The following is a 15,764-nucleotide window of genomic DNA, read 5'->3' as shown; positions in this document are numbered from 1 at the left end:
CCCATGGATTATTTGCTTCCGGCCTTGGACATGGTGTTTCAAGCCGACATATTGCTGGTGGTATTGCTATCGTCGTTGTTCGGCTTCGTCGTGGGTGTGCTCCCTGGAGTGACGGCGACGATGGCCGTCGCCTTGATGGTTCCGCTTACTTTCGCCTTGAGCCCCCTTGCCGCAATTGCCTCCATTGTGTCGGCGGCGGCCATGGTCATGGCCGCCGGAGACGTTCCCGGGGCTTTGCTGCGCATTCCCGGCACGCCGGCATCCGCCGCCTACGTGGACGACGCCCACAAGCTGACCTTGCAGGGAAGGGCGGGCTATATCATAGGCATCGGGGCGCTGTGTTCGATGCTGGGCGGCGTGTTCGGCTCATCCGTCCTTATCTTCGCCGCGCCGATGCTGGCGAACGTGGCCCTGAAATTCAGCGTATTCGAATTCTTCTGGCTTAGCGCATTGGGCCTGAGCTGCGCGATCTTCGTGGCGGGAGACGACACGATCAAGGGCGGCCTGGCTCTGCTTATAGGATTGGGAATCTCCTGCGTCGGCATGGAGTATTCCTCGGGCCATCCCCGGTTCACCTTCGGCAATGCCGATCTGCTCGAGGGCGTCTCTTTTATTCCGGCATTGATAGGCATGTTTGCCCTGCCCGAAATCATCCGATCCTTCCTGCGTACCGGAAAAGCCGCCAATGCGCAGGGCACCCGGGCAGTGGACGAGTGGCGCAATGTGTTCTCGTCGGTGTGGGGCTATGGCAGAGTCGTGCTGCGCAGCTGCAGCCTGGGTTCCTTCGTCGGCATGTTGCCCGGCGCCAGCGCGGACATTGCCTCATGGATCTCGACCGCCATTACCCGGCGCTTTTCACGGACGCCGGAAAAATGGGGCAAAGGCCACATAGAAGGCGTGATCGCCGGTTCCAGCGCAAACAACGCGGCCTTGAGCAGCGCATGGATTCCCGCCTTGGTATTTGCCATACCTGGGGATACCATCACGGCAATCGCCATCGGCGTGCTTTACCTGAAAGGAATGAACCCGGGGCCGGCGGTCTTCATCAACAATGCGGATCTGGTCTACGCCGTGTTCATTGTCTTCTTCCTGGCCAATCTATTGCTGCTGCCATTCGGCTGGTTTGCCATACGCATTGCCAAGGTCGTGCTGCGGATACCGCAGAGGCTCATCATGCCGGCACTGCTGATTCTTGCCGTGGTGGGGTCGTTTGCCATCAATAACGATGCTTCCGGAATCGCCGTGATGTTCTGGGTCGGAATCATGGCCTACATACTGGAGGAATGTGGAGTTCCCATAGCGCCGGTGGTGCTGGGAATCGTGCTGGGAGCAATTGTGGAGCGCAACTTGATGCAGTCGCTGATCAGCACGCAAGGCGGCTTGACCGGGTTCTTCGAGCGTCCCTTGTCCGCGATCCTGGGCATCGTCACCTTGCTGGTTTGGTGCTTCCCCTTGTTGCGCCGGCTGTTCCGGAAGGGGACTGCGCGGGCAATGGCTTAAGCGGGCCGGCATGCGGCGGCGGCCGCGCAGCGTGGCCGCCGGTTGAAGGAATCGGCGGCCACGGGTCGACTGTCGCTGCGTAATGCTAAATCGGAGTAAACATGGCGCCCAGAATTCCACCATTGAACCCTTTGCGCACGTTTGAGGTGGCGGCCCGGCATCTCAGCTTCATACGTGCCGCCGATGAACTGTCGGTCACAGCGGCCGCCGTCAGTCACCAGATACGCGTGCTCGAAGGAAGCCTTGGAGTCAAGCTGTTCTCGCGCAATAACGGCGTACTGGCCCTTACGGATATCGGCCAGGCCTATCTGCCCGCGATCCAGCAGGCCTTCCGGCAAGTGCTGGACGCCACCGACCTTCTGCACAGGCATAAGGATATTTCGGTGCTGAAGATCAACGCGTCCCCCACCTTCTCGGTGAAGTGGCTGCTGCCCCGGCTCGAGGGCTTCTTCCATAGGTATCCGGACATCGACCTGAAGCTCTCCACGTCCAATCACCTGATCGACTTCTCAAGGGAAGACCTGGATCTCGTCATCCGGTACGGACATGGGAATTACCCCGGGATGCGGTCCGAACGCTGCTTTTCAGTGGAAGCGGTGCCGGTCTGCTGCCCCAGGCTGCTGGCCGAAAGGGGAGCGCCGGGCAAGCCCGCAGACTTGCAGCATTATCCTTTGCTGCACGATGGCAGCGATCATACCCATCCCAATTGGCGAAGCTGGTTCGAGCATGTCGGCTGCCACGATGTGGATACCTCGCGCGGCCCCACCTTCTGGCCCAGCCATCTGGTCATCGATGCGGCCATCGACGGCCTGGGGGTTGCCTTGATCAAGCGCGCATGGATCGAGCAGGACCTGGCCGAAGGCCGTCTGGTGCAATTGTTCGATACCAGCCTGCCGGTCAGCTATGCGTACTACATCAGCTATCCCGAGGCCCGCTCGGCGTCTCCCGCCATACGCAGTTTCGTCGATTGGGTTCAATCGCAGGCCGGACAGGCGGCATGCAACTCCGAAGCGGCCGCTTGACGGCCGCTCCTTGAGCTACTTTTGAAACGCGCCTTTCTCGGCAAGCTGCTCGAACTGTTCCGGATCGAGGCCTGACTCGAGCAGGACTTCGCGGGTGTGCTGGCCCAGCAGGGGAGGCGCATGGCGCACTTTCTGGGGTGTCCGGCTGAGCTTGACGGGAAAGCCCAATGTATTGATGCTGCCTTCGACCGGATGCTCTATCGGCAACACCATTTGCCGCGCTTGCGCCTGCTCATTCGTCGTGGCCTCCTGGTAGTTCAAAATGGGGGCGGCCGGCACACCCGCCTCCAGAATGATGTCCACCCATTCCTCGGCGGTTTTGGCCGAGAATATGGATTCCAGGCTTTCGATGAGCGGCGCCAGGTTCTTGATGCGGTCGGCGTTCGTTGCATAGCGCGGATCGTCCAGCAAGGCATCGCCGCCTATGGCGCGGCACAAGGCGGTCCACAGCTTCTGGTTGGCGGCGCCAATGACGAAGTACCTGTCGCTGGCCTTGACGGCCTGGTAGGGCGCGCTCATGCGGTTTGCGCTTCCGATGGGTGTCGGCAGGGTATTGGTGCCCCAGTACTCCGTGGTTTCCCAGACCGACAAGCCCAGCGCCGTCTCGAACAGCGATGCATCGACGTACTGGCCCAGGCCGCTGCTTTGCCGGCCCATCAAGGCACTGAGTATCCCGTATACACAGAACAGTCCCGCGCCCAGGTCGGCAAGCGGTATGCTGGACTTGACGGGCAAGCCGCCGGGGTGGCCCATGACGCTCATCACGCCGGACGTGGCCTGTGCTATCAGGTCCAGGCCGGGGCGCAATGTCCACGGCCCTGTCTGGCCAAAGCCCGAGATGCTGGCATACACCAGTCGCGGATTGATTTCCTTAAGCGTCTCATAGTCGATCTTCAGGCGCTTGGCGACGCCCGGCCGGTTGTTTTCGACCAGCACATCCGCCGTCTTGACCAGGGCGTAGAACGCCTCCAGGCCCGCTTCCGACTTGAGATTGATCTCGACGCTGCGCTTGTTCCGGTTCAGCGCCAGAAAGCCGCCGCTGTCTTCGCCCTTGAGCTTGAACCCCATCGCCTTGCGGGTCTGGTCGCCGACGCCTGGAGGTTCTATTTTGATGACGTCCGCGCCCATATCGCCAAGCAGCATGCAGCAGAAAGGGCCGGCCATGATCTGGCTGACATCGAGGACGCGTATGTTGGAAAGAGGTAGATCCATAGTGACTCGTGTGGGAATTGATTGGGAATCGGGCGGCTCAGCGGCCCTTGAATTGTGGTTTTTCTTTGTTCAGGAATGCCTGGTAGCCGATCTGGAAGTCTTCGGTATCGAAGCAGGCATAGGATTCCTTCCATTCCTCCGGGGTAATCTCCGCGGGGTCCAGCAGGCGGCGGCTGAACTTCTTGTGCCACCTGTTCACCAGCGGGGCGCGCTCCGCGATGGTGTTGGCAATATCCATGACGGCGCCTTCAAGCGCCTCATCCGGGTAGATGCGATTGATAAGCCGCTTGTCCTGGGCTTCTTCGGCATCGAACACCCGGCCTTCCAGGACGATCTCCATGGCGATGGCCGTGCCCACGACACGGACCAGACCGCGCATTTCCCCGTAGGACAGGACCAGTCCCAGCTTGTTCACGGGCACGCCGAAACGGCCTGACGCATTGCTGTAGCGCAGATCGCAAACCGAAGCGAGCTCCAGTCCGCCCCCGACGCATACGCCGGTGATCATGGCGATGGTGGGATGCCGGCAAGTGGCCAGCGCATCCATGGCGGATTGCGTTACCACCCCGTAGGCGGCTGCCTGCTCCGCATTCTGGCGCCGTGTCGTGAATTCCGAAATGTCGGCGCCCGACGAGAATGCACGGCCTCCGGCGCCGCTGAGCACGATGCAGCGTACGTCATCATCGTCCGACAGCGCGCGCAGCGCCTGGTCAAGCTGTATCCAGCCGTCGTAGTCAAGCGCGTTCATTTTGTCAGGACGGTTTAGCAAGACCGTGGCAACGTGATCTTTCTTTGCTACCTGGATACTGTTCGTCATGTGTTCCTATCCTACGTCTGGGTTGATCGGCAAGTGCAAACGAATCCGGTGTCCGACGGGGCGGACGGAGACGTGGTGCTTGCGTGGGCTTGATGTTGTCGGGAAACGCCGGGAAACGGCACGGGGCATGCCTTCGGACCGCCGTGTCCCTTGAGTGAAAACAGTCTACAAGAGCCCCCATAGCGAATCAAACGACATTTTCTTGTGCATATGAGCAAAAAAACTAGCCTGTGAAAGGGTCTGCCGATCTGCTTTTCGGCGATACCTTTTCTTGTCCTCGACGAAAGAAAAAATCATTTGGCCGGCATTCATCCCACTTGTACACTCAGCAGTCATGCCATCTCTTCATTGGCATTGAATAACCAGCTAAATAGAAAACCCAGGAGACAATTCGATGATCAGGAACGTTGCTTTTTACCGGGGACTGCTGCGCGGCGGCATGGCGCTGGCGCTGGCCTTTGCGGCACCCGCCATGGCTGCCGGCGACTACCCGAGCAAGCCCATACGCATCATGGTGGGCGCCTCGGCCGGGGGCGGCACAGACATTCTGGCCAGAATGTTCGCCGACAAATTCAGCCAGGCGCTGAAGCAGTCGGTGATCGTGGAGAACCGCCCCGGCGCCTCCCAGACCATTGCGGCGGATGCCACCGCGCGCGCAGCGGCGGACGGCCATACGCTGCTTGCCGCCACGAACACCAATCAGGCCATTGCCCCGCACATGCTCAAGCTGGCTTATGACCCGCTCAAGGACATCAACGCGGTAGGCCTGATTGCCAAGGTGCCGCACGTTCTGGTGGTGGGCAAGGATTCGCCGTACAAGTCGGTGAAGGATGTCATCGAGGCCATGAAAGCCAATCCGGGCCAACTGACGTATGGCTCCTCGGGTATCGGCAGCACGCAGCACATTGCTGGAGTGGCTTTTGGGTTGGCGGTGGGCGCCGAAGCGACGCATGTGCCTTATAAGGGCAGCTCGCAAGCGCATATAGACATCATCTCGGGCGAAGTGTCCATGATGTTCGACACCAGCTCTTCCTCCATGGCCCAGATTCGCAGCGGCGGATTGCGCGCCCTGGCCGTTCTTTCACCCAAGCGCTCCGAGCAATTGCCCGACGTCCCGACATTGGCTGAAAGCGGGGTGACGGGGGCCGATATGTACACGTGGTACGGCATGTTCGTCACCGGCGGCACCGATCCCAAAATCATAGAGCTGCTCAACAAGACCTTGAATCAGACGCTGGCCATGCCGGATGTGCGTGAGCGTTTGCTGGGCCTGGGGGGCGAGATAACGCCGATAAGCGCGGCGGAAATGGCCGAGATGAATCGCGAGGAATTCGAGCGGTTTGGAAAGCTGATCAAAAAGGCGAACCTGCAGCCGCAATAGGCGGGGCGCTGGCCGGAAGCGTCCGATCGGACCGATTCGGGACGGCGAACGCAAAGGGCCACCGAGATATCCAGCAACGACGCACAAAGCGGCGGCCGGCAGGCCGCCGCTTTGTGCGTTATCGTCCCGCTATGAAGTATTGCGTCCGTGGAGCCCGTGTTGGAACTGTTGCGTTTGAGCTTGCTGTTCGCCGTTACGGCCCTGGCCGAAATCATCGGCTGTTATCTGCCCTGGCTGGTGCTTCGCCAGGGAAAGAGCCTGTACCTGCTTGTTCCCGCCTTTATTTCGCTGGCCTTGTTCGCCTGGCTGCTGACCTTGCACCCCACCGCCGCGGGCAGGACCTACGCGGCCTATGGCGGCATGTATATCGCGATGGCCCTGCTGTGGCTGCGATTCGTCGATGGCGTTGCATTGACACGCTGGGACGTGGCGGGGGCGGCCATTGCGCTGCTCGGCATGGCCGTCATCGCCTTGCAGCCTCCGGCGCATTGAGAGTAAGGGCTCGCGGCCTGTCTATCGCGGCTGTCGCGCTACCGCGGGCAGCACGAAGGCCTGCCGGGACGCGGGCAGCGTCATGGATACGCTGCTGGCCGCCAGCAGCAGCGCCCCCGCGCTGCCGAATGCGATCCAGTGCGTGCCGAAGGTTTCGTAGCCCCAGCCGCCCAGCCACGAACTGATCATGCCGCCGACCTGGTGGCCCAGGTAGGTCCAGCCGTAAAGAATGCCGACCAGGCGCACGCCGTAAAGATCGGCCAGAATGGCGGAGGACAGGGCGATGCTGCCGGCCCACACGATGCCGCCTATGGTGGCGGCGGCGTAGAGTTCCCATTGCGTGCCCACCATCACCAGCGCGAAAAAGCCCAGGCCGCGGATCAGATAGATCGCGGAAAGAATGTTCTTGCGCGGCACCATGTCCGACAGGCGGCCCAGCACCAGGGTGCTGAATATGGCGGCGAAGCCGATCAGGCCGATGCCGAAGGAACCGGTCATCGCGTCGAAGCCATGGTCCATCAGCATGGGTACGCCGTGGGTGCCCAGCAGGTTCATGCTGTACCCGCAGGCGAACAGGCCGAAGGCGATCTTCCAGAACTGGACGGTGTGCAGGGCATCGCGGACTTTAAGATCGGCGGAGGGCAGGGGCCGGATCGCCGCCTGTCCGATCGCGGGCGATGCGCAGTTGGCGGCGGCGAGCGCCGATGGAGCGGCCGTTGATGCCGTTGATGCAGCGGCGCCCGCTGCCGCGGGGCCGGCATCCGCTTCGGGCGGCGCATCTTCGCGGATGATGAACAGCGCGATGGGGACGGTGACCACGGCCAGCACGGCGGCGAAGCTCAGTATGGTCTCGCGCCAGCCCAGCCATTCGATGGACAGGCCCAGCACGGGCGTCAGGATGGCGATGCCGGCCATGGAGCCGGTGGACAGAAAGAACAGCGCCATGCCGCGCCGCCGCACGAACCAGCGGCTCAGCACAGGGGTCATGGTGACGGGACTGATGAAAGACAGGCCCAGGGACAGCAGCACCCCGAAGGCCAGCAGGAAGCTTATGGGGCCGCTGGCGACGACGGTCCAGGCGATGGCGGCCACGACCAGGACGGTGCCCAGCAGCAGCACGAAGCGCGTTCCGCGGGTATTGACCAGATGCCCCGCGATGGGCATGCCTATGCCGTAGAACAGCATGCCGATGGCGACGATGCCGGCCAGCAGGCTACGGCTGAACCCCAGGTCGTGCGCGATGGGCAGGAAGAATGGGCCTATGCCCATGCGCAGGCCCACCGTCAATAGCGTAAGCGTTGCGGCCGCGGCAACGATGGTCCATCCGAAATACCAATTACCGATACGTCCGAGCGCCAAGACCGCCTCCTGTTTTTTTCACATTCTACCTAAGAGACAGACAGGCTGGCGTAACGGTCGTAGATGGCCTGGGTGATGTCCAGCTGCATGCTGTCGCGCCGCACGATCATGCCGATATCGCGCGAGGGCGAGCCCAGCTCGGCGGGCAAAGGGAGTATGCGCAGGCCGCTCACGGTTTCCCAGTCCAGCGTATGCAGCAGCGGCAGCACGGTGACCCCCACGTCCTGCTGCACCAGGCTGAGCAGTTGCTCGATGGCGTTCAGTTCCAGGAAGTCGTCGGGAACGATGCCCATTTTTTGCAGCACGCGGTCTATCTGCCTGCCGGTGTGCTGGCTGCGGTCGAAGCGCAGAAAAGGATGCTGGGTCAGGATTTCCCTGGGGTCGTCGCTGCGGACGGACGGGGGCGCGATGATGCGCAGCGGTTCGCGGTAGAGCAGGGACCACGTCGTGCCGGCGGGCCGCTTGACGGTTCCGACGACGAAGGCGGCGTCGATGTCGCCCCGTTCCACCTTCTGGGTCAGCTCGCTGGATTTTCCCGAGACCAGGCGTATGCCCAGCTCTTTGTGCTCGTTCTTGAACTGGGACACGATTTTGGCCAGGATGCTCATGCTGGAGACGATGGAGCCTATGGCCAGTTCGCCCATGAAGTGTCCGGTGGGCGGCTTCGGCAGCCGGATGCGGTCGTACAGTTCCAGCAGGCGGTTCACCTCCGGCAGCAATTCGCGCCCCGCCTGGTTCAGCAGGGCCAGCCGCCCGCTGCGGTCGAACAGTTCGCGGCCGAACTCTTTTTCCAGCGTCCGCATCTGCAGGCTGACGGCGGCCTGGGTCAGCCCCACGTGCTCGGCGGCCTCGGAAAACGAGCCCAGCCGGGCGATGGCGACGAAGGTGCGCAGGAAGCGTAGTGAACTCATAAGAAAAACTTGAAAGACAAATATAAAACTAAATTGATCTAATGAGAGAATGATAGTAGCTTAGGCGGTTTGAGCAACATCTTTATTTGGCAACACATCCTCCTCCGACATGAAAAACTTCAACTGGTCCAATCCCTATCCGTCCATTCGTACGCCGGTCTTCGCGCGCAATGTGGTGTCCACGTCCCATCCGCTGGCCGCCCAGGCCGGATTGCGCATGATGCTGAAAGGGGGGAATGCGGTCGACGCGGCCATTGCGGCCGCCGCGGCGATCACGCTGGTCGAGCCGGTGTCCTGCGGCATAGGCGGCGATTGCTTCGCCATCTTGTGGGACGGCAAGAAGCTGCACGGCCTGAATTCATCGGGCGTGGCGCCGGCCGCCTGGAATGTGGAGTATTTCAAGCGCAAGTACGGCACCGACTCCAATGGCCTGGCCAGGCAGCCCAAGCGCGGCTGGGACGCCGTTTCGGTGCCGGGCGTGGTGGCGGGCTGGGCTGCCCTGCACGGCAAATTCGGCAAACTTCCGTTCGAAACCCTGTTCGAGCCGGCAATCGAGATCGCCGAGCGCGGCTATGTGGTGCCGCCCGTGGTGGCCGGCAAGTGGGCCAAAGCGGCTGAAGAGCTGAAGGACCAGCCGGGTTATGCCGATGCCTTCATGCCCGAAGGCCGCGCGCCGCGCACCGGCGAGCTGTTCCGCTTGAAGGGGGCGGCCAACACCCTCAGGCGTATTGCGCAAAGCCATGGCGGCGATTTCTACGAAGGCGAACTGGCCGAGAAGATCGCCGCCTTCAGCCGCGAGTGCGGCGCCGCCATGACGCTGGACGACCTGCGCGGCTACAAGCCCGAATGGGTGGAGCCCATTTCCAAGAATTATCACGGCTACACCCTGAACGAGATTCCTCCCAACGGGCAGGGCATCGCGGCGCTGATCGCGCTGGGCATCTGCGAGCGTTTCGACTTGCGCAATATTCCGGTCGATTCGATCCGTTCCCAGCACATCCAGATCGAGGCCATGAAGCTGGCCTTCGCCGATCTATACCGCTATGTGTCCGATCCGCGCAGCATGCCGGTGACGCCCGAGCAAATGCTGGACGACAACTACCTGGATGGCCGCGCCAAGCTCATACGCCTGGACCAGGCCTCCTTCCCCGAGGCGGGCCGTCCCCATGCCGGCGGCACCATCTACCTGAGCGCCGCCGACGAAAGCGGCATGATGATTTCCTTCATCCAGTCGAACTACATGGGCTTCGGGTCCGGCGTGGTGGTGCCCGATACGGGCATCAGCCTGCAGAACCGCGGCGTGGGCTTTTCGATGGACCCGAAATCGCCCAATGTGGTCGAGGGTGGCAAGAGGCCTTTCCACACCATCATCCCCGGCTTCCTGACCCGGGACGGCAAGCCGGTCATGAGCTTCGGCGTGATGGGCGGCGACATGCAGCCGCAGGGCCATTTGCAGACCGTGGTGCGCATGATCGATTACGACCAGCAGCCGCAGGCCGCCTGCTGCGCGCCGCGCTGGAAGGTGAACCGCGACTTCACGCTGGATATCGAGCACACCATGGATGCCTCGCTTACCCAGGGCTTGATCGGACTGGGACACAAGCTGCACTCGGTGAACGACCCCTACATGGATTTCGGTGCGGGCCAGTTCATCTGGCGCATATCCGAAGACGACAATGAGCAAGGGTATGTGGCGGCCAGCGACGGCCGCAGGGATGGCCAGGCGGTAGGTTTCTAATCAATAAGGGTAAAGAGGAGACAAGACATGAAAAAAATAGCCTTACTCGCGGGCGGCCTGCTGATGGGCATGGCCGCCGTCGGCCACGCGCAGGATCTGCGCATCGGCATGCAGGACGATCCGGACACGCTGGATCCGCATCGCTCGCGCACCTATGCGGCGCGCATCGTTTTCACCTCGCTGTGCGACAAGCTGGTGGATATCGACAGCAAGCTGCAATTCGTGCCCAAGCTGGCCAAGTCCTGGTCCTGGAACGACGACAACACCGCGCTGACCTTCAAGCTGCGCGAAGACGCCGTTTTCCATGACGGCAGCAAGTTCGACGCGCAGGCCGCCAAGGCCAACCTGGACAGGGCCCTGACCCTGCCCGAAAGCCAGCGCAAGAGCGAGCTGGCATCGGTCAGCAAGGTTGAGGCGCCCGATGCGTATACGCTGGTCATCAACGTAAAGCAGCCCGATGCGCCCCTGCTGGCGCAGCTGTCGGACCGGGCCGGCATGATGCTGTCCCCCAAGAGCTTCGCGGGCGAGGACAGCGCCTCGGCCGTGGGCCGCAATCCGGTGTGCTCCGGGCCGTACAAGTTCGTGGAGCGCGTCCAGAATGACCGCATCGTCCTGGAAAAATTCGACAAATACTATGGCGCCAAGGATTACGCCTTCGACAAGGTCACCTTCTTTGCCATACCCGACTCCACGGTGCGCCTGTCCAACCTGAAATCGGGCGGCATAGATATTCTCGAGCGGGCCAATCCCAGCGATGTTCCCGCCATCAAGCAGGACGCGGGGCTGGTATTCAAGCCGGTCACCGGACTGGGTTTCCGCCAGTTCATGTTCAACGTGAACAATGGGGAGGGCGCCAAGAACAATCCCTTCAGCAACAAGCTGGTGCGCCAGGCCTTCCAACTGACGATAGACCGCGCCGCCATCGGCGAAGTGATCGGGGGCGGCATCTTCCCGCCGGCGCAGCAGCCTTTTCCGCTGGCCAGCCCCTACCACAGCGACAAGTTTCCCGTGGTCAAGCCCGATATCGCCAAGGCCAAGGCCTTGCTGAAAGAGGCGGGCATGGAAACCGTGCAGGCCCAGCTCACCTTCGCGAACAACACCATCGAGGCCTCCACGGCCGAAATGGTGCAGGCCATGGCCGGACAGGCGGGCTTCCAGCTCAGCTTGCGCCCCACCGAGTACGCGGCCATGCTGGCCGAATCGGCCAAGGGCAACTTCCAGGTGGACATGCGCGGCTGGTCGGGCCGGGTCGACCCCGATGGCAATATCTTCTCGTTCGTGACCTGCAAGGGCACGCTGAATGACAGCAAATACTGCAATCCCAAGGTCGACGAAATCTTGCGCAAGGCGCGCACGATTTCCGACCAGGAAAAGCGCAAAGCCGTCTACGACGAGGCGCAGACGATATTGCAGGACGAATTGCCCAGCATGTATATTTATTATCAGCCGTGGCCTTTCGTCGTGCAGAAGAAGGTTCAGGGCTTCGAGCCTTTCCCGGACGGCATGATCCGGCTTCAGGGGGTGTCCTTCTCCAAGGGGTGATTCTCCGCACACCGCCCCGGGCCCGGCCCCTGGCCGCCGCCCCGGGGCGGGCGCATCGTTTCACGCAAGCCAGGATTCCATTGCATGCTCAAGCTTATTTTGCGCCGTGTCATCGTAGCCATACCCACGCTGATACTGGTGTCGATCGTGATATTCGGTTTGCAGAAGATACTGCCGGGCGACCCGGTGCTGGCCATGGCCGGCGAAGAGCGTGATCCCGCCGTGCTGGATTTCCTGCGCGAGAAATACCGCCTGAACGATCCCCTTCCGGTCCAGTATGTCGCCTGGATCAAAGAGGTCGGCCAGGGAAATCTGGGCGTATCGCTGCGCACCGACATTCCCGTCACGACGCTGGTGTCGCAGAAGCTGCCCGTCACCATACAGCTGGCCATCATGGCCATGTTCTTCGCCATCCTGGTCGGAATACCGCTGGGCATCCTGGCGGCGGTCCGAAAGGGAACGCGGGTGGAGTTCGGCGCCAATCTGTTTGCCTTGTCGGGCATGTCCATACCCAACTTCTGGCTGGGCATCATATTGATCATGATCGTTTCGGTGCAGTTCAGGCTGCTGCCGGCCTCGGGCTATGTGCCGCCGGGCCGCGATTTCTGGCTGTCGATGAAAACCATGCTGATGCCGGCGCTGGTGCTGTCCACGGCCATCGCCGCCTACCTGATGCGCCATACCCGTTCCGCCATGCTCGAGGCGCTCAGCGCCGATTACGTGCGCACCGCACGCGCCAAGGGGGCGTCCGAGCGCATCGTGGTGCTGCGCCATGCGCTGCGCAATGCGCTGATGCCCATCGTCACCCTGGTGACCATTCTGTTCGGTGAGCTGCTGGCGGGCGCGGTGCTCACCGAGCAGATTTTCGGCATACCGGGCTTCGGCAAGCTGCTGGTCGATGCGGTCTTCAACCGCGACTATGCGGTGGTGCAGGGCGTGGTGCTGTGCATCGCGGTCGGCTTCATCGTGCTGACCCTGCTGGCCGACGTGCTGTACATCCTGATCAATCCGCGCCTGAGGTATTCATGAGTTCCCATGCCCCCGCCGCCGCGCAGGGCGCGTTCGAACGTCGCCGCAGCCGATCCTGGTCCAAATTCAAGCGCAGCCCCTCGGCCATGCTGGGCGCGGCCATCGTCGTGTTCTTCGTGCTGGTGGCGGTGTTCGCCCCGCTGATCGTGGGCTTCGACCCGGCGCAGGTCAGTTTCACCGCCATACGCAAGGCGCCCTCGGCCATGCACTGGTTCGGCACCGACGAACTGGGCCGCGACATTCTAAGCCGGATGGTCTATGGCGCGCGCGCTTCGCTGCTGGCGGGCATGTGCTCCGTCTTGATCGCCCTGGGGGTGGGCGTGCCGTTCGGCCTGCTGGCCGGCTATTTCGGCGGGCTGGTCGACGGCTGCATTTCGCGCGCCACCGAGGCGCTGCTGTCCATTCCCTTCCTGATACTGGCCATCGCCCTGGCCGCTTTCCTTGGGCCCAGCCTGGTCAACGCGATGATCGCCATCGGGGTGTCGGCGGCGCCGCTGTTCATCCGGCTGGCGCGCGGGCAGGTGCTGGCGATCAAGAACGAAGACTATGTGCAAAGCACCCGCTCGCTGGGCGCGTCGAACACGCGCATCATCCTGCGCCATATCCTGCCCAACGTCATGCCGGCGCTCATCGTGCAGGCCACCATCATGATTGCCAGCGCCATCATCGCCGAGGCCAGCCTGTCCTTCCTGGGCCTGGGCCTGCAGCCGCCCAATCCCTCCTGGGGATCCATGCTGAACACCGCCAAGAATTTCATGACCCAGGCGCCGTGGATGTCCATCTTCCCCGGCTCGGCCATCTTCCTGGTGGTTTTCGGGTTCAACCTTCTGGGTGACGGGCTGCGCGATGCGCTGGACCCGCGGCAAGAGCATTAGGGCCTGTCTAGCCATGCACGCAATGAATGAACAAGATGTCATACGGGTAAGCGGCCTGACGGTTGCATTTACGACGCCGGAGCGCTCCGTCGAGGCGGTGCGCGACCTGTCTTTCCATGTGGGCAGGGGCGAGACCCTGGCCATCGTGGGCGAATCGGGGTCGGGCAAGTCGGTCACCTCGCTGTCGCTGATGCGGCTGGTCGAGTTCGGCAACGGCCGCATCGTGCGGGGCGACATCCTGCTGCGCCGCCGCGATGGCAGCGTGCTGGACCTGGCCGCCGCGACCGAAGCCCAGATGCGCACGGTGCGCGGCGCCGACATCGCCATGATCTTCCAGGAGCCCATGACCTCGCTCAACCCCAGCTTCACGGCGGGCGACCAGATCGCCGAGGCGCTGCAATTGCACCAGGGCATGGACCGCGCCGCGGCACTGGCCGAGACCCTGCGGCTGCTGGAGGTCGTGCGCATTCCCGATGCGAAGGCGGTGCGCGGGCGCTATCCCCACCAGCTTTCCGGCGGCATGCGCCAGCGCATCATGATTGCCATGGCGCTGTCGTGCCGGCCGCAGGTTCTGATTGCCGACGAGCCCACCACGGCGCTGGACGTCACGATACAGGCGCAGATCCTGCAGCTGATCCGCCAATTGCAGCAGGACATGGACATGGGCGTGATCTTCATCACGCACGATATGGGCGTGGTGGCCGAAGTGGCCGACCGGGTCATGGTGATGCACCGGGGCGACAAGGTCGAGGAGAACGATTCCGATGCGCTCTTCGGCGATCCGCGGCATCCGTATACACGCGCCCTGCTCTCGGCGGTGCCCAGGCTGGGTTCCATGAAAGGCAGCGACCAGCCGGCGCCCTTTGCCTTGCTGGACATGGCGCAGAAGGGTGGCGCTCCGATGCAGGCCGCCCCGCAGGCCCGCACGGCGCGCTACGACCAGGACCCGCTGCTGAAAGTGGACAAGATGACCACCCGTTTCGACATCGCCACCGGGGTGTTCGGCCGGGTCAGCCATCGGGTGCATGCCGTGGAGCAGGTCAGTTTCGACCTGTACCCGGGCGAGACCCTGGCGGTGGTGGGCGAATCGGGCTGCGGCAAGACCACCACGGGGCGCTCGCTGGCGCAGCTGGAGCGCATACGGGGCGGCAAGGTCACCTTCCAGGGCCAGGACATCAGCCTGTTGCGCGGCAACGAAATGCAGGCCTTGCGCCGGCACATACAGTTCATCTTCCAGGATCCCTTCGCCTCGCTGGATCCGCGCGTGACGATAGGGTATTCCATCATGGAGCCGCTGCTCATCCATGGCGTGGCCAAGGGGCGCGAAGCCGAGCGGCGCGTCGCCTGGCTCATGGAGAAATGCGGACTTGCGCCCGAGATGATAGACCGCTATCCGCATGAATTTTCCGGCGGGCAGCGCCAGCGGATCTGCATCGCGCGCGCCCTGGCGCTGAATCCCAAGATCATCATCGCCGACGAGTCGGTGTCGGCGCTGGACGTTTCCATACAGGCGCAGATCGTCAATCTGCTGCTCGACCTTCAGCGCGAGCTGGGCCTGGCGATATTGTTCATTTCGCACGATATGGCGGTGGTCGAACGCATCAGCCATCGCGTGGTGGTGATGTACCTGGGCCAGGTGGTCGAAATAGGTCCGCGCCGCGCCGTGTTCGAGAACCCGCAGCATCCCTATACGAAGAAGCTGATGGCGGCCGTTCCAGTGGCCGACCCCAGCTACCGCCACAGGCAGCATTCGCTGCTGGTCGACGAAATCCCCAGCGTGGTGCGCCATGTCAGCGACGCGCCGCAGGTTCAGCCGCTGGTCCAGGTGGGCGAGGGCCATTTCGTCGCCCGCCATGCCGTCGGTGTCTATTGAAGTGCTGGCTTAT

Annotated in this window: 13 protein-coding genes; 9 read left to right on the top strand and 4 right to left on the bottom strand. The window is 62.6% G+C overall.

Annotated elements, in window-relative coordinates; translation table 11 throughout:
* Positions 1 to 3 precede the first annotated feature (3 nt).
* The gene (locus OEG81_RS14210; RefSeq protein ID WP_264129931.1) at positions 4 to 1,500 is read left to right on the top strand and encodes a tripartite tricarboxylate transporter permease; all 1,497 of its coding nucleotides are present in this window, start codon (positions 4 to 6) and stop codon (positions 1,498 to 1,500) included.
* A 101-nt stretch (positions 1,501 to 1,601) separates the two neighbouring features.
* Positions 1,602 to 2,522, top strand: a complete 921-nt coding sequence (gene gcvA, locus OEG81_RS14205) for a transcriptional regulator GcvA (RefSeq protein ID WP_264129930.1) — start codon at positions 1,602 to 1,604, stop codon at positions 2,520 to 2,522.
* 15 nt (positions 2,523 to 2,537) lie between these two features.
* Here gcvA and OEG81_RS14200 read toward each other — a convergent pair whose 3' ends face one another.
* Entirely contained in the window at positions 2,538 to 3,734 is a 1,197-nt protein-coding gene (locus OEG81_RS14200; RefSeq protein WP_264129929.1) for a CaiB/BaiF CoA transferase family protein, read from the bottom strand.
* Positions 3,735 to 3,771: 37 nt separating this feature from the next.
* Entirely contained in the window at positions 3,772 to 4,551 is a 780-nt protein-coding gene (locus tag OEG81_RS14195) for an enoyl-CoA hydratase-related protein (RefSeq protein ID WP_264129928.1), read from the bottom strand.
* Between the two features lie 394 nt (positions 4,552 to 4,945).
* Here OEG81_RS14195 and OEG81_RS14190 point away from each other — a divergent pair, with 394 nt between their 5' ends.
* The gene (locus tag OEG81_RS14190) at positions 4,946 to 5,932 is read left to right on the top strand and encodes a Bug family tripartite tricarboxylate transporter substrate binding protein (protein ID WP_264129927.1); all 987 of its coding nucleotides are present in this window, start codon (positions 4,946 to 4,948) and stop codon (positions 5,930 to 5,932) included.
* A gap of 159 nt (positions 5,933 to 6,091) precedes the next feature.
* Positions 6,092 to 6,424: a YnfA family protein gene (locus OEG81_RS14185; RefSeq protein ID WP_264129926.1), complete on the top strand. Its 333-nt coding sequence runs from the start codon at positions 6,092 to 6,094 to the stop codon at positions 6,422 to 6,424.
* Positions 6,425 to 6,445: 21 nt separating this feature from the next.
* Here OEG81_RS14185 and OEG81_RS14180 read toward each other — a convergent pair whose 3' ends face one another.
* Positions 6,446 to 7,783 carry an MFS transporter gene (locus tag OEG81_RS14180; RefSeq protein WP_264129925.1) on the bottom strand — a complete coding sequence of 446 codons (1,338 nt, stop codon included), beginning with the start codon at positions 7,781 to 7,783 and terminating at the stop codon, positions 6,446 to 6,448.
* 29 nt (positions 7,784 to 7,812) lie between these two features.
* Positions 7,813 to 8,694, bottom strand: coding sequence for a LysR family transcriptional regulator (locus OEG81_RS14175; protein WP_264129924.1), 882 nt, complete (start codon positions 8,692 to 8,694; stop codon positions 7,813 to 7,815).
* 109 nt (positions 8,695 to 8,803) lie between these two features.
* Here OEG81_RS14175 and OEG81_RS14170 point away from each other — a divergent pair, with 109 nt between their 5' ends.
* From OEG81_RS14170 to OEG81_RS14150, 5 genes are all read left to right on the top strand, one after another.
* A complete protein-coding gene (locus tag OEG81_RS14170) occupies positions 8,804 to 10,432 on the top strand; it encodes a gamma-glutamyltransferase family protein (protein ID WP_264129923.1) in 1,629 nt (542 codons plus the stop codon).
* A 27-nt stretch (positions 10,433 to 10,459) separates the two neighbouring features.
* Positions 10,460 to 11,974 carry an ABC transporter substrate-binding protein gene (locus OEG81_RS14165; RefSeq protein ID WP_264129922.1) on the top strand — a complete coding sequence of 505 codons (1,515 nt, stop codon included), beginning with the start codon at positions 10,460 to 10,462 and terminating at the stop codon, positions 11,972 to 11,974.
* A gap of 84 nt (positions 11,975 to 12,058) precedes the next feature.
* Entirely contained in the window at positions 12,059 to 13,003 is a 945-nt protein-coding gene (locus OEG81_RS14160) for an ABC transporter permease (protein ID WP_264129921.1), read from the top strand.
* A complete protein-coding gene (locus OEG81_RS14155) occupies positions 13,000 to 13,878 on the top strand; it encodes an ABC transporter permease (protein ID WP_264129920.1) in 879 nt (292 codons plus the stop codon). Before OEG81_RS14160 ends, OEG81_RS14155 begins: the two co-directional genes overlap by 4 nt.
* A 22-nt stretch (positions 13,879 to 13,900) precedes the next feature.
* Positions 13,901 to 15,751, top strand: coding sequence for a dipeptide ABC transporter ATP-binding protein (locus OEG81_RS14150; protein WP_264129919.1), 1,851 nt, complete (start codon positions 13,901 to 13,903; stop codon positions 15,749 to 15,751).
* Positions 15,752 to 15,764 lie beyond the last annotated feature (13 nt).

The organism is Pollutimonas sp. M17 (genome assembly GCF_025836975.1).
GTDB lineage: Bacteria > Pseudomonadota > Gammaproteobacteria > Burkholderiales > Burkholderiaceae_B.
Note: the sequence above shows the minus strand (reverse complement) of the source record. Positions and strands in the feature narration are given on the sequence as shown.